General features: G+C 70.7%; 15 protein-coding genes. 7 read left to right on the forward strand and 8 right to left on the reverse strand.

All coding sequences use genetic code 11. From position 1 onward, the window contains the following. Nucleotides 1-61 precede the first annotated feature (61 nt). The 7 genes from ACKI2N_RS07810 to ACKI2N_RS07840 all read right to left on the reverse strand — a co-directional run bounded on the left by ACKI2N_RS07810 (nt 62) and on the right by ACKI2N_RS07840 (nt 5,806). Complete coding sequence (locus ACKI2N_RS07810; RefSeq protein ID WP_420995045.1) at nt 62-1,462, reverse strand: dihydrolipoyl dehydrogenase family protein; 1,401 nt, start codon at nt 1,460-1,462, stop codon at nt 62-64. Between the two features lie 170 nt (nt 1,463-1,632). Continuing rightward, nucleotides 1,633-2,133, reverse strand: a complete 501-nt coding sequence (locus ACKI2N_RS07815; protein ID WP_420995044.1) for a DoxX family protein — start codon at nt 2,131-2,133, stop codon at nt 1,633-1,635. Beyond that, on the reverse strand, nt 2,130-3,044 hold the full coding sequence (locus ACKI2N_RS07820) for a DNA-binding domain-containing protein (RefSeq protein ID WP_420995043.1): 915 nt from the start codon (nt 3,042-3,044) through the stop codon (nt 2,130-2,132). The genes ACKI2N_RS07815 and ACKI2N_RS07820 overlap by 4 nt, the downstream gene beginning before the upstream one ends. A gap of 7 nt (nt 3,045-3,051) precedes the next feature. Continuing rightward, on the reverse strand, nt 3,052-4,029 hold the full coding sequence (locus tag ACKI2N_RS07825) for a hypothetical protein (protein ID WP_420995042.1): 978 nt from the start codon (nt 4,027-4,029) through the stop codon (nt 3,052-3,054). Between the two features lie 11 nt (nt 4,030-4,040). Continuing rightward, entirely contained in the window at nt 4,041-4,946 is a 906-nt protein-coding gene (locus tag ACKI2N_RS07830; protein WP_420995041.1) for a DUF692 domain-containing protein, read from the reverse strand. Between the two features lie 96 nt (nt 4,947-5,042). Then, nucleotides 5,043-5,375: a DUF2282 domain-containing protein gene (locus ACKI2N_RS07835; RefSeq protein WP_420995040.1), complete on the reverse strand. Its 333-nt coding sequence runs from the start codon at nt 5,373-5,375 to the stop codon at nt 5,043-5,045. 278 nt (nt 5,376-5,653) lie between these two features. Beyond that, entirely contained in the window at nt 5,654-5,806 is a 153-nt protein-coding gene (locus ACKI2N_RS07840) for a hypothetical protein (protein ID WP_420995039.1), read from the reverse strand. Between the two features lie 435 nt (nt 5,807-6,241). Between ACKI2N_RS07840 and zigA the strand changes: the two genes are divergently transcribed. The 6 genes from zigA to ACKI2N_RS07870 all read left to right on the forward strand — a co-directional run bounded on the left by zigA (nt 6,242) and on the right by ACKI2N_RS07870 (nt 11,568). After that, nucleotides 6,242-7,438 (forward strand): zinc metallochaperone GTPase ZigA, encoded by a 1,197-nt coding sequence (gene zigA / locus ACKI2N_RS07845; RefSeq protein WP_420995038.1) that lies wholly within the window; start codon nt 6,242-6,244, stop codon nt 7,436-7,438. Between the two features lie 229 nt (nt 7,439-7,667). Then, nucleotides 7,668-8,228: a DUF2796 domain-containing protein gene (locus tag ACKI2N_RS07850; protein ID WP_420995037.1), complete on the forward strand. Its 561-nt coding sequence runs from the start codon at nt 7,668-7,670 to the stop codon at nt 8,226-8,228. Between the two features lie 10 nt (nt 8,229-8,238). Further along, the gene (locus ACKI2N_RS07855) at nt 8,239-8,940 is read left to right on the forward strand and encodes an ATP-binding cassette domain-containing protein (protein WP_426990707.1); all 702 of its coding nucleotides are present in this window, start codon (nt 8,239-8,241) and stop codon (nt 8,938-8,940) included. After that, the gene (locus ACKI2N_RS07860; RefSeq protein WP_420995035.1) at nt 8,940-10,208 is read left to right on the forward strand and encodes an ABC transporter permease; all 1,269 of its coding nucleotides are present in this window, start codon (nt 8,940-8,942) and stop codon (nt 10,206-10,208) included. The genes ACKI2N_RS07855 and ACKI2N_RS07860 overlap by 1 nt, the downstream gene beginning before the upstream one ends. Nucleotides 10,209-10,218: 10 nt before the next feature. Beyond that, nucleotides 10,219-10,803 (forward strand): DUF3299 domain-containing protein, encoded by a 585-nt coding sequence (locus tag ACKI2N_RS07865; protein WP_420995034.1) that lies wholly within the window; start codon nt 10,219-10,221, stop codon nt 10,801-10,803. 60 nt (nt 10,804-10,863) lie between these two features. Next, nucleotides 10,864-11,568, forward strand: coding sequence for a DUF3299 domain-containing protein (locus tag ACKI2N_RS07870; protein ID WP_420995033.1), 705 nt, complete (start codon nt 10,864-10,866; stop codon nt 11,566-11,568). A gap of 78 nt (nt 11,569-11,646) precedes the next feature. On the opposite strand, the gene ACKI2N_RS07875 is transcribed toward ACKI2N_RS07870, so the two are convergent. After that, the gene (locus ACKI2N_RS07875; RefSeq protein WP_420995032.1) at nt 11,647-12,585 is read right to left on the reverse strand and encodes a LysR family transcriptional regulator; all 939 of its coding nucleotides are present in this window, start codon (nt 12,583-12,585) and stop codon (nt 11,647-11,649) included. A 118-nt stretch (nt 12,586-12,703) separates the two neighbouring features. On the opposite strand from ACKI2N_RS07875, the gene ACKI2N_RS07880 reads away from it, so the two are divergent. Then, complete coding sequence (locus ACKI2N_RS07880; protein WP_420995031.1) at nt 12,704-13,495, forward strand: HpcH/HpaI aldolase family protein; 792 nt, start codon at nt 12,704-12,706, stop codon at nt 13,493-13,495. Nucleotides 13,496-13,627 lie beyond the last annotated feature (132 nt).

Genomic DNA, 13,627 nt, shown 5'->3' on the forward strand with positions numbered 1-13,627 from the left:
CTCCAGGTTGTCGTGGAGACGTCCACGATATTGGCTGCCGCCGGTTCATCGAGTCCGCGCGCTATGCATGCATCATCCAGCCGCCCGCGGCCATGGCCGCCTGGCGCAGCGCCTCCGAGCGGACCGGGTAGGGGTGGCAGATGCGCGCGAAGTCTTCGCAGATCATGGAGGCCTCCATCGCAATGGCCACCTGCGAAATCAGGTCGGCCGCGCCCGGGCCGATGAGATGGGCGCCGGCGATGAGGTTGGTGCGGGAATCGACCACCAGCTTCACGAAGCCCCCGGCGCCGCCGCCGAGGGCGGCGTGCGCGCCGGCCGCGAGCGGGCAGTAGCCGACGCGGTAGGCCGCGCCGGCTTGCCGAAGCTCGTCCTCGGTTTTCCCGATCGTGGCGACCTCGGGGCTGGTGTAGAGGACGTAGGGAATCGCCGCATAGTCGACGAAGCCGGGCAGGCCGGCGATCCGCTCGGCGCAGGCTATCGCCTCTTCCTCGGCCTTCGACATCAGCATGGGGCCGGCCGCGGCGTCGCCCACCGCCCATATTCCCAGGGCGCCGGCGAGCGGTCCCTGCCGGGGCAGCGCGCCGTCCGGGCCGGCCCGCATGCCCACGCTCGCCAGGTTCAGCCCGGCCGTCGCCGGCCGGCGGCCGATGGCGACGAGGACCATGTCCGCGTCGACGGTGGCCAGCCCGCCGGATGCCGCGCCGCGCAGCCGGATGGAAACGCCGTCGGCGCGCGTGTCGAGGCCGACGACGTCGCTCGACGCCCGGATGTCGATGCCGCGCCGCCTGAGCGAGCGCTCCAGGGCGGCCGTCACGTCGCGGTCGAGCCAGTGGCAGATGCGCTCGCGGCGCTCGATGAGGGTGACGCGCGAGCCGAGGCGGCGCCAGATAGAGCCAAGCTCCACGCCCACCGCGCCGGCGCCGATGATCGCCAGGCGCCGCGGCACGCGGTCGAGCGACAGCGCATCGGCCGAGTCGAGAATCCGCTTGTGGTCGAAGGCGGCAAACGGCAGCGGGGCCGGCTCGGAGCCCGTGGCGATGACGATGGCGGCGCCGGACAGCGTCTGCTGCGCGCCGCCGGCTTTTTCGACCACGACCTGCCCCGCCGCGGCGAGGCGCGCGTCGCCATGGATCAGCGTGACGCCCTGCTTGCGCAGCAGCCGGTGGATATTCTTCGACATCTTTTCGACGGTCGCCGTCTTGTAGACCATCATCTGCGCCAGGTTGAGCGTCGGCGCGCCGCCGATTCCCAGCGCGGCGTGCTCTCCCTTGCTGGCAAGGTCATAGATCTCGGACGTGTGGAGCAGCAGCCGGGACGGAATGCAGCCCGTGCGGATGCCCGCTCCCCCGGCATTCGACGCGCGCTCGACGCAGGCCACGGCGAAGCCGAGCTGGCTCGCCCGGATGGCGGTGTTGTAGCCGCCCGCGCCGCAGCCGATGACGATCACGTCGTAATGGTTCATCAGTCTTGCATCCTGGACTCTTGCCGGCGAGGAGGAATGAGCGGGGTCGGCATGCGGCCGCGAGCGGGTCCGGCGCCGCGATCGCCGTCCGGTCTGCCGTTGCGTCCGCGTGCGTGCGCGGCCCGTTCAGAGGCTGCGGCGGGCGAGGAAAGCGGGCATGGGTGCCGTCTTCAGATAGCGCGCGGAGACAGCCAGCGGCCCAGCAGGCGGTCGAGCGACAGGGGGCCGGCACCGAGCGCCATGATCGCCACGGCGAGCGAGGCCCAGTAGAGATGGAAATTCGCCCAGCCGTCGGGGAACACCAGCTGGATCACCGCCGTCATCACCAGCAGGGCGAGCGCCGCGAAGCGGGTCGCGAGCCCGAGCACGAGCAGGACGGGCAGCGTCGTTTCCGCCACGGCGACGATGAACGAGACAACGTCGGGCGCCGGAAAATCGTAGGCGCCGCCGAAGATGTGGACCTTGAACTGATTCTCGAACAGGAACAGCGTGGCCGGCGAAATGGACAGGAAGCCGTCCCACCGCGTCAGGCCCGAGCGGAAGAAGGGCAGCGCAAGCGCGATCCGCAGCATGGGTGGCGCGAGCAGCCAGCCAAGCGAGCGGATCTGCTCCAGGGCCGCGCGGGCCAGCCGTGCCAGGCGGCCTTGCGGCCGCGCGCTGAATTGATTCATGCGTACCTCGCCATCGGGTTGGTCGGGTTGGTCGGGTTGGTCGGGTTGAGCGGGTCGGTAGGGTCGGTAGGGTCGGGCGGATCTGGCGGATCGAGCGGGTCGGGCCCGGCATCTTCCGGCAGGCTCCATCCGGCGATCGCCTGGACCGCGAACAGGTCCCGCAGCGCGCCGGCCAGGTCGAAGCCGGCATGTTCGGCGAAGGCGCGCGCCGCCGCGTCGGCCACCGGCGCCCCGGCCGCGAGGGCCTGGATGAAGGTGGCCGCGCCGGCGGGCAGGCGGCGCACCTCGACCTCGGCAACGGGGCGCAGCACGAGCGCATCCTCGCCGCCGCCATGGATGTCGACCGCGGCGGCCACGCCGGTGCCGGCGTTCATCAGCCAGATCTGCACGGCGGGAAAAGGCGACCGCACCACGCATGCCGAAGGATGCAGCGCGAGCACAAGCCGCGGCAGGCGCCGGCAGTCGATCGTGGCGAGCAGGGCGGGATCCGCCGGGGTCGCCTCGGCGGCGTGATACGCCTGCGTCCACGCGCGCTCGATGCGGGCGACGTCGGCCAGATACGGCACGCTGTCGGCCGGCCCGAAGGTGCCGATGAAGTCCGGGAACGTGGCGCCATAGTCGAGCATGACAGGAGAGCGCGGCGGCTCCTGCGCGACGTAGACGCGGGCCATTGCCGCGAAGAACGCCTCGCCCACGATGCGGCACACGGCCGGAAAGGCCGCCTTCAGCGCCTCGACGAGGCCCGCCACGACATTGTTCCGGTAGACGTTGAAGCGTTTTTCGCTGGGCTGCCGGTCGGGGCCGACGAGGCCCGGAGGGACCGGCCTGGCGGGGTCCAGCAGCGCCGCGGCGAACTGCCGCTGGCGTTCGCGCAGGCAGTGGGGGGCTTGAGCTGGTTCCTGGCGTGCCATGGCGCCCTCACGACCGCAGCGCACGCTGGACGACGTTGGTCCACAGCTCGCGCAGGCTCTCCACACCGCCGGCCGTCGAACTCCAGAGGGTGGCGTCGCTCACCAGCAGGGTGCCGGCGAACGTGTCCGGCCGGGACTGGAGGAGGGCATCGAAGGTCGCGCGTTGCTGTGCGAAGGGATGCGCGGGGGCGGCGCGGTCGATGCGCTGGCGGGCGAGCACGTCGAGCTTGCCGGCGGCCTCGCCGAGGCGCTCGAGTTGCGGCAGATGCGGATGCAGGTTGAACGTGCTTACCCGCCGGAGCAGACCTGACCGGTCCAGCGACGCCTCGGCCTCGATCGGCGCCGCAGAGCCGTCCGGCGCGGCCGCCGGCCTGAGCCCGTAGCGGTTTTCCACCGGCACGCCAAGGCCCGCGAGCAGCGAGCGCGCGAAGCCGCCGAACCGCTGGCTGGGCGGAATCGTCTTGTCGCCGTGATGCGCGAATTCCGCAATCTGGCGCGGCAGCCGCTCGTCTTCGGGAAGGCCCGCCACGTCGCCGATGTCATGGTGCGGGCAGACGAAGGCGAGATGATCGGGGTGCGCGAGGAACGCGCGGACCGCCTCGATTTCCGCGCCTTGCGCTGTCTGCGCGGTGCGCAGCGAGTCGAAGCTGATGACGATCAGCGTGTCGATGCCGCCGAGCAGTTGCGCATCGAGCAGCCTGGGCGTGCCGTCGTCCAGGACGCGCTCGGCCTCCGTCACGCGCTGGCCGGTCAGCGTCGCCGCCAGCTCCACGAAGGCGGTGAAGTTGTGCTTCATGATGTGGTCCAGGAAGCCGGCGATGCCCTGGTCGAACCGGCGCGGGTCCGAGAATTCGTGAAATCTCGGGAAGCCCATCCTGCGGCTTTCGAAGAGCGCCGGAAACCGGTCTTCGATCACGTGGAGCGGCGCGCCGCTCTCGCCTGGCCGGCTCCACGCGTAATAGACAAGGACTTGCCGCTTGTTCATGGGCCGCGTGTTCATGTCGTGTGTGCCTCTGCCGGCTGGTGCCGCATGGCCGCGGGCCGCGCGGCGGCCCGGATGGCGGTGTCGGCCCGCTCCGCTTCCGCCTGGAGGACCGGCCAGGCCGGTACGTTTGCGTCCCACTCGATCAACGTGGGCACGGGGCCGGTCTTGGCGAGCACCCGCGCGAACAGCGCCCATACGATGTCGGCGACGTGGCGGTCGTGCGTGTCGATGAGCAGCGGGCGGTTTTTTTCGTCCGCTTCCTGCGCGTGGCCGGCCAGGTGGATCTGTTGCACGGCCGCGAGCGGATATGCGTCGATGTACGCGAACGGGTTCCACTGCTGGTTGACCGATGCCACGTACACATTGTTGACGTCGAGCAACAGGCCGCAGCCCGTGCGCCGCGCGACGGCGGCGATGAAGTCGGTCTCCGCGTACGTGCTTTCCTCGAAGGCCAGGTAGGTCGAGGGGTTTTCCAGCAATATCTGCCGGCCGAGGGCTTCCTGCACCTGGTCGATGTGGTCCGCCACGCGCGCGAGGCTGCGCGCGGTGTAGGGCACCGGCAGCAGGTCGTCCAGGAAGCCGCAGTCGTGGCTGGACCAGGCAAGGTGCTCGGAGACCAGTCCCGGCGCATAGCGGGCCACCAGTTCCTTGAGGCGCCGGAGGTGGTCCCGGTCCAGAGGACGGTCCGCGCCGATCGACAGGCCGACGCCGTGCACGGACAGCGGGTAGGACTCCCGTATGGCCGACAGGAAGCGGTGCGGCGGGCCGCCCGCGCCCATGTAGTTCTCGGCGTGCACCTCGAAGAAGCCGATGTCCGGCCGCGATGCGAGGATCGTGCGGTAGTGCTCGGCCTTGAGCCCGACGCCGGCGCGCCGGGGCAGGCCAGGTCGGGCAGCGGAGGGTGGCAGCTCTGGCATGGTCGAACGTGGTGGCGATTGGGAGCGGGCTGGCCGGACATGGCCGGACATGGCCGGACATGGCCGGGCATGAGGGTGCCCGGCCGCTGGCCGGACTCAGGCCTTGGGAGACAGGCTGCCGGGTCCGTTCGGCGTGGAGATGGTGGTGCAGGTTCCCTTCGGCACCAGCTTGAATGCGTTGCCCTGGTAGTCGGTCGTGCTCGTGCCCGCGCAGGTCGTGCCCGCGCCCGCATAGCAGTCGTTCTTGCCCTTCAGGGCCGCGCCGAAACAGGGCTCGACCTTGCCCGCCTTGACGAGGGCCGTGTGCTCGGCCTGGATCTTCTTCTGTGCCGCGGTGAACTCCTGTGCACTCGCGGGCGTGGCCGCCATGGCGGCGAGGGCGGCGGCGAATGCACCGGCGACGAGAGTGGTGGTTTGGTAATCGGCCATACGATTTCTCCAGCGTTGAAAAAGAGGGAGCAGCGATCCGAAGGCATGGCGGTCACGCCCGGCCTTGCCCCGGCATGCCAGCGATAGCGAGTCGCTGTACGGCCAGCATACGGAGCGGGGGCGGCGGAAGATTGCACGGTCTTGTGCCATTTGGTATCGGATTGCGAACGGCAGGCGCGGCGGCGGCCGTCCTGGCGGGCGGAACGCTCTCGCGGCGCCGTCTCCGCCACCTGCTGCTGCCCTGCCTTGGCCGCGGAGCCGCCGCGGCTCAGCCGCTCTCAGCCGCTCTCAACCATGCGTGCCAGGCGGGCCGGCCACTGGCCTTCGTCGACCAGCGCCCCGGTGATCCGCAGCATGCTGTTCCAGATGGCGGTGGCGGCGAGCGTTGCGGGCAGCGTGGCTGGCCGGCAGATGAAGACCTGGCGGGACATGGCGGGCGCCACGATGCGGGCGCCGGCCAGCGTGCCCGCCGTGAGTTCGGCCTGGACGCAGGCATGCGAAAGGGCGCGATGCCTTCCTGCGCGCGACCGACAGCGACTACCGGCGCGGCGTGGCCTACGCGGTGGAGACGTTTTGCCATGTCGCGTCGACGGACGATGCCCGCGAGGGCATCGCGTCGTTCGTGGAAAAGCGCAAGGCCGAATGGCGGGACTGAGAAGGAGAAGGCAGTCGCCGGTCGCCGCACGGATTCTTCACGTTCGCGCTTGCAATGCAACTTTGTTGCATTTATGATTGTCGTGCAACTTGGTTGCATAAGAGTGGTTGCATACCAGGTGATTGCATACCAGGGCAGCAGGCACCGCCGGACGCGCCGGCGCGGCCTGTTCCGGTCCCCCAGGTCCGACATCGTCCACCCAGCACGACACATGAATACAACGCCCCGCCTTCCCGTCACCGTCCTGTCCGGCTTTCTGGGCGCAGGCAAGACCACGCTGCTCAACCACATCCTGCACAACCGGGAGGGCCGGCGCGTGGCTGTCATCGTCAACGACATGTCGGAAGTCAATATTGACGCGGCCCTGGTGCGCGACGGCGGCGCCGGGCTGTCGCGCACCGACGAGAAGCTGGTGGAGATGAGCAACGGGTGCATCTGCTGCACGCTGCGCGAAGACCTGCTGCTGGAAGTGAATCGCCTGGCCAGGGAAGGGAAGTTCGATCAACTGGTGATCGAATCGACCGGGATTTCCGAGCCGCTGCCGGTCGCCGAGACCTTTACCTTCACGGGCGAGGATGGCCAGAGCCTGTCGGACGTGGCACGCCTGGACACCATGGTCACCGTGGTCGATGCCTGCAATTTCCTGCAGGACTATGGCTCGTGCGACAGCCTGCGATCGCGCGGCGAGTCGCTCGGCGAGGAAGACCGGCGCACGGTGGTGGACCTCCTGATCGAGCAGGTCGAGTTCTGCGACGTGATCCTGCTCAACAAGGTCGACCTCATCACCGCCGCGCAGCGCGATCGGTTGATGGCGATCCTGCACAGCCTCAATCCCCGGGCCCGGATCGAGATATCCGAGTTCGGCCAGGTCGCGCTCGAGAAGGTGCTGGGGACCGGGCTCTTCGATTTCGAGCAAGCGTCCCGTGCGCCTGGCTGGCTCAAGGAACTGCGCGGGGAGCATACGCCGGAGACCGTGGAATATGGCATCGCGAATTTCGTCTACCGCGCGCGCCGCCCCTTCCATCCGGCGCGTTTCTTCGCGCTGATCGAGAGCGAGTGGCCCGGCGTGATTCGCTCCAAGGGCTTCTTCTGGCTGGCGAGCCGGCCAGCCTGGGCGGGCACGTGGTCGCAGGCGGGCGGCGTCTGCCGCCACGGGCTGGCCGGGCGCTGGTGGGCCGCGGTGCCGCCCGGGCAGTGGCCGCAGGACCCCGAAGCTGTGGCAATGATCCGCCGGAATTGGGAAGAGGGCGTCGGCGACGCGCGGCAGGAACTGGTGCTGATCGGCATCGAAATGGCCGAAGCCGACTTGAGGAGGCGTTTCGATGACTGCCTGCTGAGCGACGCGGAGATGGCCCAGGGACCCCGCGCCTGGCTCGCCTACGACGATCCTTTCCCCGCGTGGGGATAGGGCTGGTTCCGGGTTGCCGCATCGCCCGGGTGCCGGCGGCCCCCCGCGAGGCGACGCGCTTTCGCGCAAGCGACGGTTTTCCCGAGCCCGCTTTTGCGAGAGCGCCGCAGCCTTCCGGGTATCTCTGGGCATCAGATCCCATGGGACGCGGAAACGTAGTCGGGTACCGCGATTGCGGGGTGAAAGCGGGTGCCCCGGCACTCTCGGCCTTTTCTTCTTGGTGGACGCAATGAATCTGGGACGGACCGGCGCGGCGCTCGCCGCTTTCCTGCTGGCGGCCGGCGCGGGCGCGCATGAGGCGCACGTGCATGGCGCGGCGAGGCTCGACGTGGTGCAGGACGGCGCCGTGCTCACGGTGCACCTGGAGTCGCCTTTGATGAACCTGTTCGGCTTCGAACACGCTCCGCGCAGCGCGGCCGAGCAGGCGGCCGCGCAACAAGCCATGGCAAGGCTGCGCGATGGCGGGGGATTGTTCGTCACCCCGCCCGCCGCCGGTTGCCGCCTGGAATCGGTCCAGTTCGACTTCGGCCCGCTGAACCGGGCGTTCATGCCTGCCGGCGGCAGCGCGCCGGGCCCGATGCAGGCGGCGCAGGCGGCGAGCGGCGGCGAGCATGCCGACCTCGACGCCGACTACACGTTTCGCTGCAAGGCCGCCGCCGGGCTGCGCCAGCTTGACGTGAAGCTGTTCGACGCGTTTCCGGCGCTGCAGCGCGCCACGGTCCAGCTGGTCACGCCGGCACGGCAGGCCGGCGCCACGCTGACGCGCGCCGGCTACAGGCTGACATGGTGAGGGCCGCATCGTGAATGATCCGATCGTCGACCTGAGGGATGTCGTCTTCGCCTGGCCAGGGCAGGAGGCGGCGTGCCTCAGGCTGGACAGGTTCCGCGTGGCGGCCGGCGAGCATGTCTTCGTGTCCGGGGCCAGCGGCAGCGGCAAGAGCACGCTGCTGGGCCTGCTGGCGGGTGTGCTGGTGCCGGGGCAAGGCCAGCTCCTGCTGAAAGGCACGGCATTGCGCGACCTGACCGGTGCGCAGCGCGACCGCTTCCGCGCCGACCACATCGGCATCATCTTCCAGCAGCTGAACCTGCTGCCTTACCTGTCGGTGCTGGACAACGTGCTGCTGGCCTGCAAATTCTCCGCGTCCCGCCGCCGGCGCGCGGCGGAGCAGGGCGCAACTCCCGCCGCGGCCGCGGGCATGTTGCTGGCGCGCCTGGACTTGCCGGAGCCGCTGTGGCGGCGGCCGGCGGCCCGGCTCTCGGTCGGCCAGCAGCAGCGCGTTGCGGCCGCCCGGGCGCTGCTCGGACGGCCGGAACTGGTGCTGGCCGACGAGCCGACCTCGGCGCTGGACGCCGGCCGCCAGGCCGCGTTCATGGACCTGCTGCAGCGCGAGTGCGGCGCGGTCGGCGCCAGCCTGGTCTTCGTCAGCCATGACGAACGGCTGGCGGCCCGCTTCGGCAGCCGCTTCGCCATGCCGGCGGGCGCCGCCGCGGAGGCCGCCTGATGCCGCTGCTCGGGCTGGCCGCGCGCAGCGCCTGGAACCGCCGCTACAACCTGCTGCTGATGGTGATGGCGATTGCCCTGTCGACCGCGCTGCTGCTCGGCGTCGAGCGCATCCGGCAGGCGGCGCGCGCGGGGTTCTCCCAGTCGGTCTCGGGAACGGACCTGGTGGTCGGTGCGCGCGCCAGCCCGATGCAGCTGATCCTCTACACCGTGTTCCACCTCGGCGGCGCGACCAACAACATGGGCTGGGACAGTGCCCGGCGCATCGCGCGGCATCCGCTGGTGGCCTGGACCATTCCGGTCTCGCTGGGCGACTCCCATCGCGGTTTTCCCGTGCTGGCGACCTCGCAGGACTACTTCCGCCATTTCCGCTACGGCGACCGGCGTCCCCTGGTGCTCGCGCAGGGAAGGACGTTCCAGGGATTGTTCGACGCCGTGCTCGGCGCGGAGGTGGCGCGCCGGCTCGGCTATCGGCTGGGCGACCGCATTGTCCTGAGCCACGGCGACGCCACCGGGCCCATGGCCGGGCAACTCCAGCACGCCGACAAGCCGTTCGTCGTCACCGGCATCCTGGCCCCCACCGGGACGCCGGTGGACCGGACGGTGCATATCGGCCTGGAGGCCATGGAAGCGATCCACCTGGACTGGCAGGCGGGCGCCCCGCTGCCGGGCTTGTCGATCCCGCCCGAGCTCGTCCGCAAGTTCGACCTCACGCCGAAGAGCGTCACCGGCGTGCTGGTCGGCCTGAAGCTGCGCTCCCGCGTCTTCGCGCTGCAGCGCGAGATCGCCGACGACGCGCATGAGCCCCTGATGGCCGTGCTGCCGGGCGTGGCGCTCGACGACTTGTGGGAGATCGTCGGCGTCGGCGAGAAGGGCCTGTTGCTGATGTCGGCGCTGGTGGTCGCGGTCGGCCTGGCCGGGCTGGTGTCGTCGATCCTCGCCGCGCTGGGCGAGCGGCGGCGGGAACTGGCGATCCTGCGCGCGGTGGGCGCGCGCCCGCTGGACCTGCTGATGCTGCTGGCGGCCGAGGGGCTGGTGCTGATGCTGGCCGGGACGCTGGCGGGCTATCTGCTGCTGAGCGCGCTGTGCGTGGCCATCGCGCCATGGCTGGAGGCAAGCCTCGGCCTGGCCTTGCCGATTTCCTGGCCGCAGGCGAGCGAGCTGCCCCTGCTGGCCGCGATCGTCGCTACCGGCGCGGCCGCGTCGCTGCTGCCGGGGTGGCGCGCCTACCGGCTCAGCCTGAGCGACGGCCTGGCGCCCAATACCTGAGGAGAATCCCATGCCGGCCAGACGAACCCTGTTGCGCGCCGCGGCAGCCGGCGCCGGCGCGGCGCTATTGCCGCCGGCGCGGGCCGCCGCGGGCGGGGACGCAAGCGGGGACGCAAGTAGGGACCAGTACCGGGCCATGCCATGGTCGGCGCTGCTGCCCAAGGGCTGGGACCCCAAGGCACCCTTCAGGGGCCTGAAGCTCGACGAACTGGACGACGGCGACCCGCGCGCGCAGGAGGCGCTGTTCAAGGCCCGCGAATACTGGAAAGGCGCGCCGGTCGAGCCGTCCCTCCAGGGCGCCCGGGTGCGGCTGCGCGGCTACGTCGTGCCGATGTCGGGCGACGCTGGCATCGTGCGCGAATTCCTGCTGGTCCCTTATTTCGGCGCCTGCATCCATGTGCCGCCGCCGCCGGCCAATCAGGTCGTCCACGTGCTGATGGACAAGCCGCTGAAGAACCGGCTGCGGACCATGAGCTCGGTCTGGGTCAGCGGCACCCTGCGCATCGAGCGCTTTTCCTCGGTGATGGGCGACGCCGGCTACGCAATGCGCGGCAGTCTCGTCGCGCCTTATCTGGAGAGGCCGGGCGACAAGTAAGCGCGGCGACGCGGCCAGCGCCGCCAGGGCCCGCACGCTTGCACCGATGACCGAACACCGATGACCAGACGAACGAAAGCTCCCGTTGCCCGCGCACTGCCCGCCGTCGCCGCGGCGGCCGCGATCCTGGCGCTCGCCGTTGCCGGGGTGCGCGCCTTTCGCCCGCCGGCGCAAGGCGAACGGACCGGCCATCCGGCCGCTGTCGCCGGCACGCAGACGCAGAGCGCCTACGCGGTGGGGCAGCCGCTGCCGGCCACGGCAACGCCCGCCCGCTCGCCGGACGCCGCCTTCCGGGAGATCGGCTGGCAGGCCCTGCTGCCCAGGGGCTGGGATCCGATGGCGCCCTTCAAGGGACTCAGGCTCGCGCAGATGGCGGACGGCGACCCGCGCGCGCAGGTCGCCCTGTACAAGGCGCGGCAATACTGGAAGAACGCGCCGGTCGAGCACAGCCTGGACGGCGCCGCGGTGCGGCTGCCCGGCTTCGTGGTGTCGCTCGGCGCGGAAGGCGAGGCCATGCGCGAATTCCTGCTGGTGCCGTATTTCGGCGCCTGCATCCACGTGCCGCCGCCGCCCGCCAACCAGGTCATCCACGTGCGCACCGAGCGGCCTCCGCCGGGCCTGCGCACCATGGACACCGTCTGGATCAGCGGCGTCATGCGCGTGGAGCGGGCGGAAACCATGATGGGAGAGGCCGGTTATGCCATGCCTGCCGCGCGCGTCGAACCCTATCTGGCGCCCGGCGGCGGACCGCCGCCGGGGAACTGAGGCGGGGCGGGCGGCGCGGCAGCCGCTGTTTCCCTATTTCCCCTACTTCCCCTACTTCCCCTACTTCCCCTACTTCCCCTACTTCCCGGCCGCGAAACAGCCCGCGTCCACCTGGTAGTTCGCCGCGCTCTGCACGGCCTGCTCGACGAACGGCAGCGTCATCGGATTGCCGATCTCCTTGTGGAAGGCCACCCAGAGCTCCAGCGACGGCGCGTCGCGGTTGGCGAGCCGGCGGTAGACCACGCCCCTGAGCGGCTGCGCGGCGGCCGAGGCCGGCACCAGCCCCACGGCGAGGCCGGCGGCCACCAGCGACATCATCGCGTGGTGCCGCGCGCCGTCGTGCATGCGCGCCGGCACCACGTTGTGCTCGGCCAGCCAGGTCATCATCAGGTCATGCGCGTACTGGCCGAAGCGCCGCTCCAGCGTGGCCAGGCTTTCGCCATGCAGGTCGCGCGCATGCACCTTGGCGCGCGTGGCGAGCGGATGGCGCTCGGGCAGCGCGAGCACGTACGGCTCGGACATCAGGCGGCGTGCCTGCAGGCGCGGATCGGTCACGGGAGGGCGCAGGATCGCCACGTCCAGTTCATTGCGCAGCAGCGACTGGATCATGGCGTCGGAGCTGGTTTCGCGCAGCGAGTAGAGCACGCCGGGCAGGCGCGCCGAGAACTGCCGCAGCATGTCCGGCACGAGCTCGACGGCGGAGATCGCGGTCAGGCCGATGCTCAGGTGGCCGACGTCCTCGCCGCGTCCGGCCTGTCCCACCATCTGGCGCGCGCGGTGCTCGATGTCGAACAGTTTCTCCGCCTCGGCGCGCAGCACCTGGCCGGCCGGCGTCAGCCGCACGCTGCGCTTGGTGCGCTCGAACAGCTGGGCGCCCACCTGGGCTTCGAGCTGCTTGATCTGCAGGCTCAGCGGCGGCTGGGTCATGTTCAGCCGGCGGGCGGCCCGCGTGAAGTTGAGTTCGTCGGCCAGGACCAGGAACGAGGTCAGCACGCGCAGTTCGAGCGGGTTATACATATACAGGTCCTGTATAAATTCCATACAAAAGTAGTATTGGCAATATAACTCGCCAGAAACCAGAATGTCTTCACCCGGCCGCCGATGCGCCGCGGACCACTTCGAATCCGTGAGACAAATGACCATCCAGCACCCGATCGACAACCGCCTGCCGGCGCTGCTGCGCAGCGGCGAACCGCTGCGCGGCATCTTCACCGCGCTGCCCAGCCCCGCCATCGTGGAAATGTGCGCCTATGCGGGCTTCACCTTCGTCATCGTGGACAACGAGCATGGCGCGGCCGATTTCGAAACCACCGAGCACATGCTGCGCGCGGCGCGCGCCAGCGGCATCGTGCCCGTGGTGCGCTGCTTCCCGGAAGACATCGCGCGCGTGCTGGACATGGGCGCCAGCGGCATCCAGGTGCCGATGACCGAGACGGCCGCCGACGCGCGCGAGCTGGTGCAGCGGGTGCGCTATCCGGGCGCCGGGCGGCGCGGCAGCGCGTTCAGCGGCCGCGCGGCGGGCTATGGCGCGTTTCCGGGCGCCGCCCATACCGCGCGCAGCAACGAGGGCGTGGCGCTGATCGCGATGATCGAGACGCCGCAGGGCGTGGCCAACGCGGCCGAGATCGCCGCGGTGGAGGGCATCGACGCGGTGTTCGTCGGCCCCAACGACCTGGCCCACGCGATGGGCCACGGCAACGACTGGAACGCGCCCGCCGTGGCCGAGGCGATCGAGCGCGCGCTGCGCGCGGTGCGCGATGCCGGCAAGTGCGCCGGCATCATCGCGCTGACCCCGGAAGACGAGCGGCGCTATGGCGAATGCGGCGCGCGCTACTTCGCCACGGTGGCCACCAGCCTGATCACGCAGGCGTTCCGGCAGGCGGCGCAGGCCGGCCGCGACACGCCGCCCGCTGCGCTGCGCTACTAGCCTGCTAGCGCGCGGATTGCCGCGGACCGGGCCCGTTCCCGGCCCGGCCCCGGCCCAGACCCGACACATTCCACCAGGCCGCGCGCGGCGGCCGGGCGGCGCTCGTCCCGGCGCCGCGCGCCGCCCGCATCG

It is taken from the genome of Cupriavidus sp. 30B13 (assembly GCF_049059565.2).
Taxonomy (GTDB): domain Bacteria; phylum Pseudomonadota; class Gammaproteobacteria; order Burkholderiales; family Burkholderiaceae; genus Cupriavidus.

Bases quoted from the DNA above. Each gene is read 5' to 3' on its own strand.
- ACKI2N_RS07870 (WP_420995033.1), top strand. From the start codon at position 10,864: ATGACCAGACGAACGAAAGCTCCCGTTGCCCGCGCACTGCCCGCCGTC.
- ACKI2N_RS07880 (WP_420995031.1), top strand. From the start codon at position 12,704: ATGACCATCCAGCACCCGATCGACAACCGCCTGCCGGCGCTGCTGCGC.
- ACKI2N_RS07875 (WP_420995032.1), bottom strand. From the start codon at position 12,585: ATGTATAACCCGCTCGAACTGCGCGTGCTGACCTCGTTCCTGGTCCTG.
- ACKI2N_RS07815 (WP_420995044.1), bottom strand. From the start codon at position 2,133: ATGAATCAATTCAGCGCGCGGCCGCAAGGCCGCCTGGCACGGCTGGCC.
- ACKI2N_RS07860 (WP_420995035.1), top strand. From the start codon at position 8,940: ATGCCGCTGCTCGGGCTGGCCGCGCGCAGCGCCTGGAACCGCCGCTAC.
- ACKI2N_RS07825 (WP_420995042.1), bottom strand. From the start codon at position 4,029: ATGAACAAGCGGCAAGTCCTTGTCTATTACGCGTGGAGCCGGCCAGGC.
- ACKI2N_RS07835 (WP_420995040.1), bottom strand. From the start codon at position 5,375: ATGGCCGATTACCAAACCACCACTCTCGTCGCCGGTGCATTCGCCGCC.
- zigA (WP_420995038.1), top strand. From the start codon at position 6,242: ATGAATACAACGCCCCGCCTTCCCGTCACCGTCCTGTCCGGCTTTCTG.
- ACKI2N_RS07810 (WP_420995045.1), bottom strand. From the start codon at position 1,462: ATGAACCATTACGACGTGATCGTCATCGGCTGCGGCGCGGGCGGCTAC.
- ACKI2N_RS07840 (WP_420995039.1), bottom strand. From the start codon at position 5,806: ATGTCCCGCCAGGTCTTCATCTGCCGGCCAGCCACGCTGCCCGCAACG.
- ACKI2N_RS07850 (WP_420995037.1), top strand. From the start codon at position 7,668: ATGAATCTGGGACGGACCGGCGCGGCGCTCGCCGCTTTCCTGCTGGCG.
- ACKI2N_RS07830 (WP_420995041.1), bottom strand. From the start codon at position 4,946: ATGCCAGAGCTGCCACCCTCCGCTGCCCGACCTGGCCTGCCCCGGCGC.
- ACKI2N_RS07820 (WP_420995043.1), bottom strand. From the start codon at position 3,044: ATGGCACGCCAGGAACCAGCTCAAGCCCCCCACTGCCTGCGCGAACGC.
- ACKI2N_RS07865 (WP_420995034.1), top strand. From the start codon at position 10,219: ATGCCGGCCAGACGAACCCTGTTGCGCGCCGCGGCAGCCGGCGCCGGC.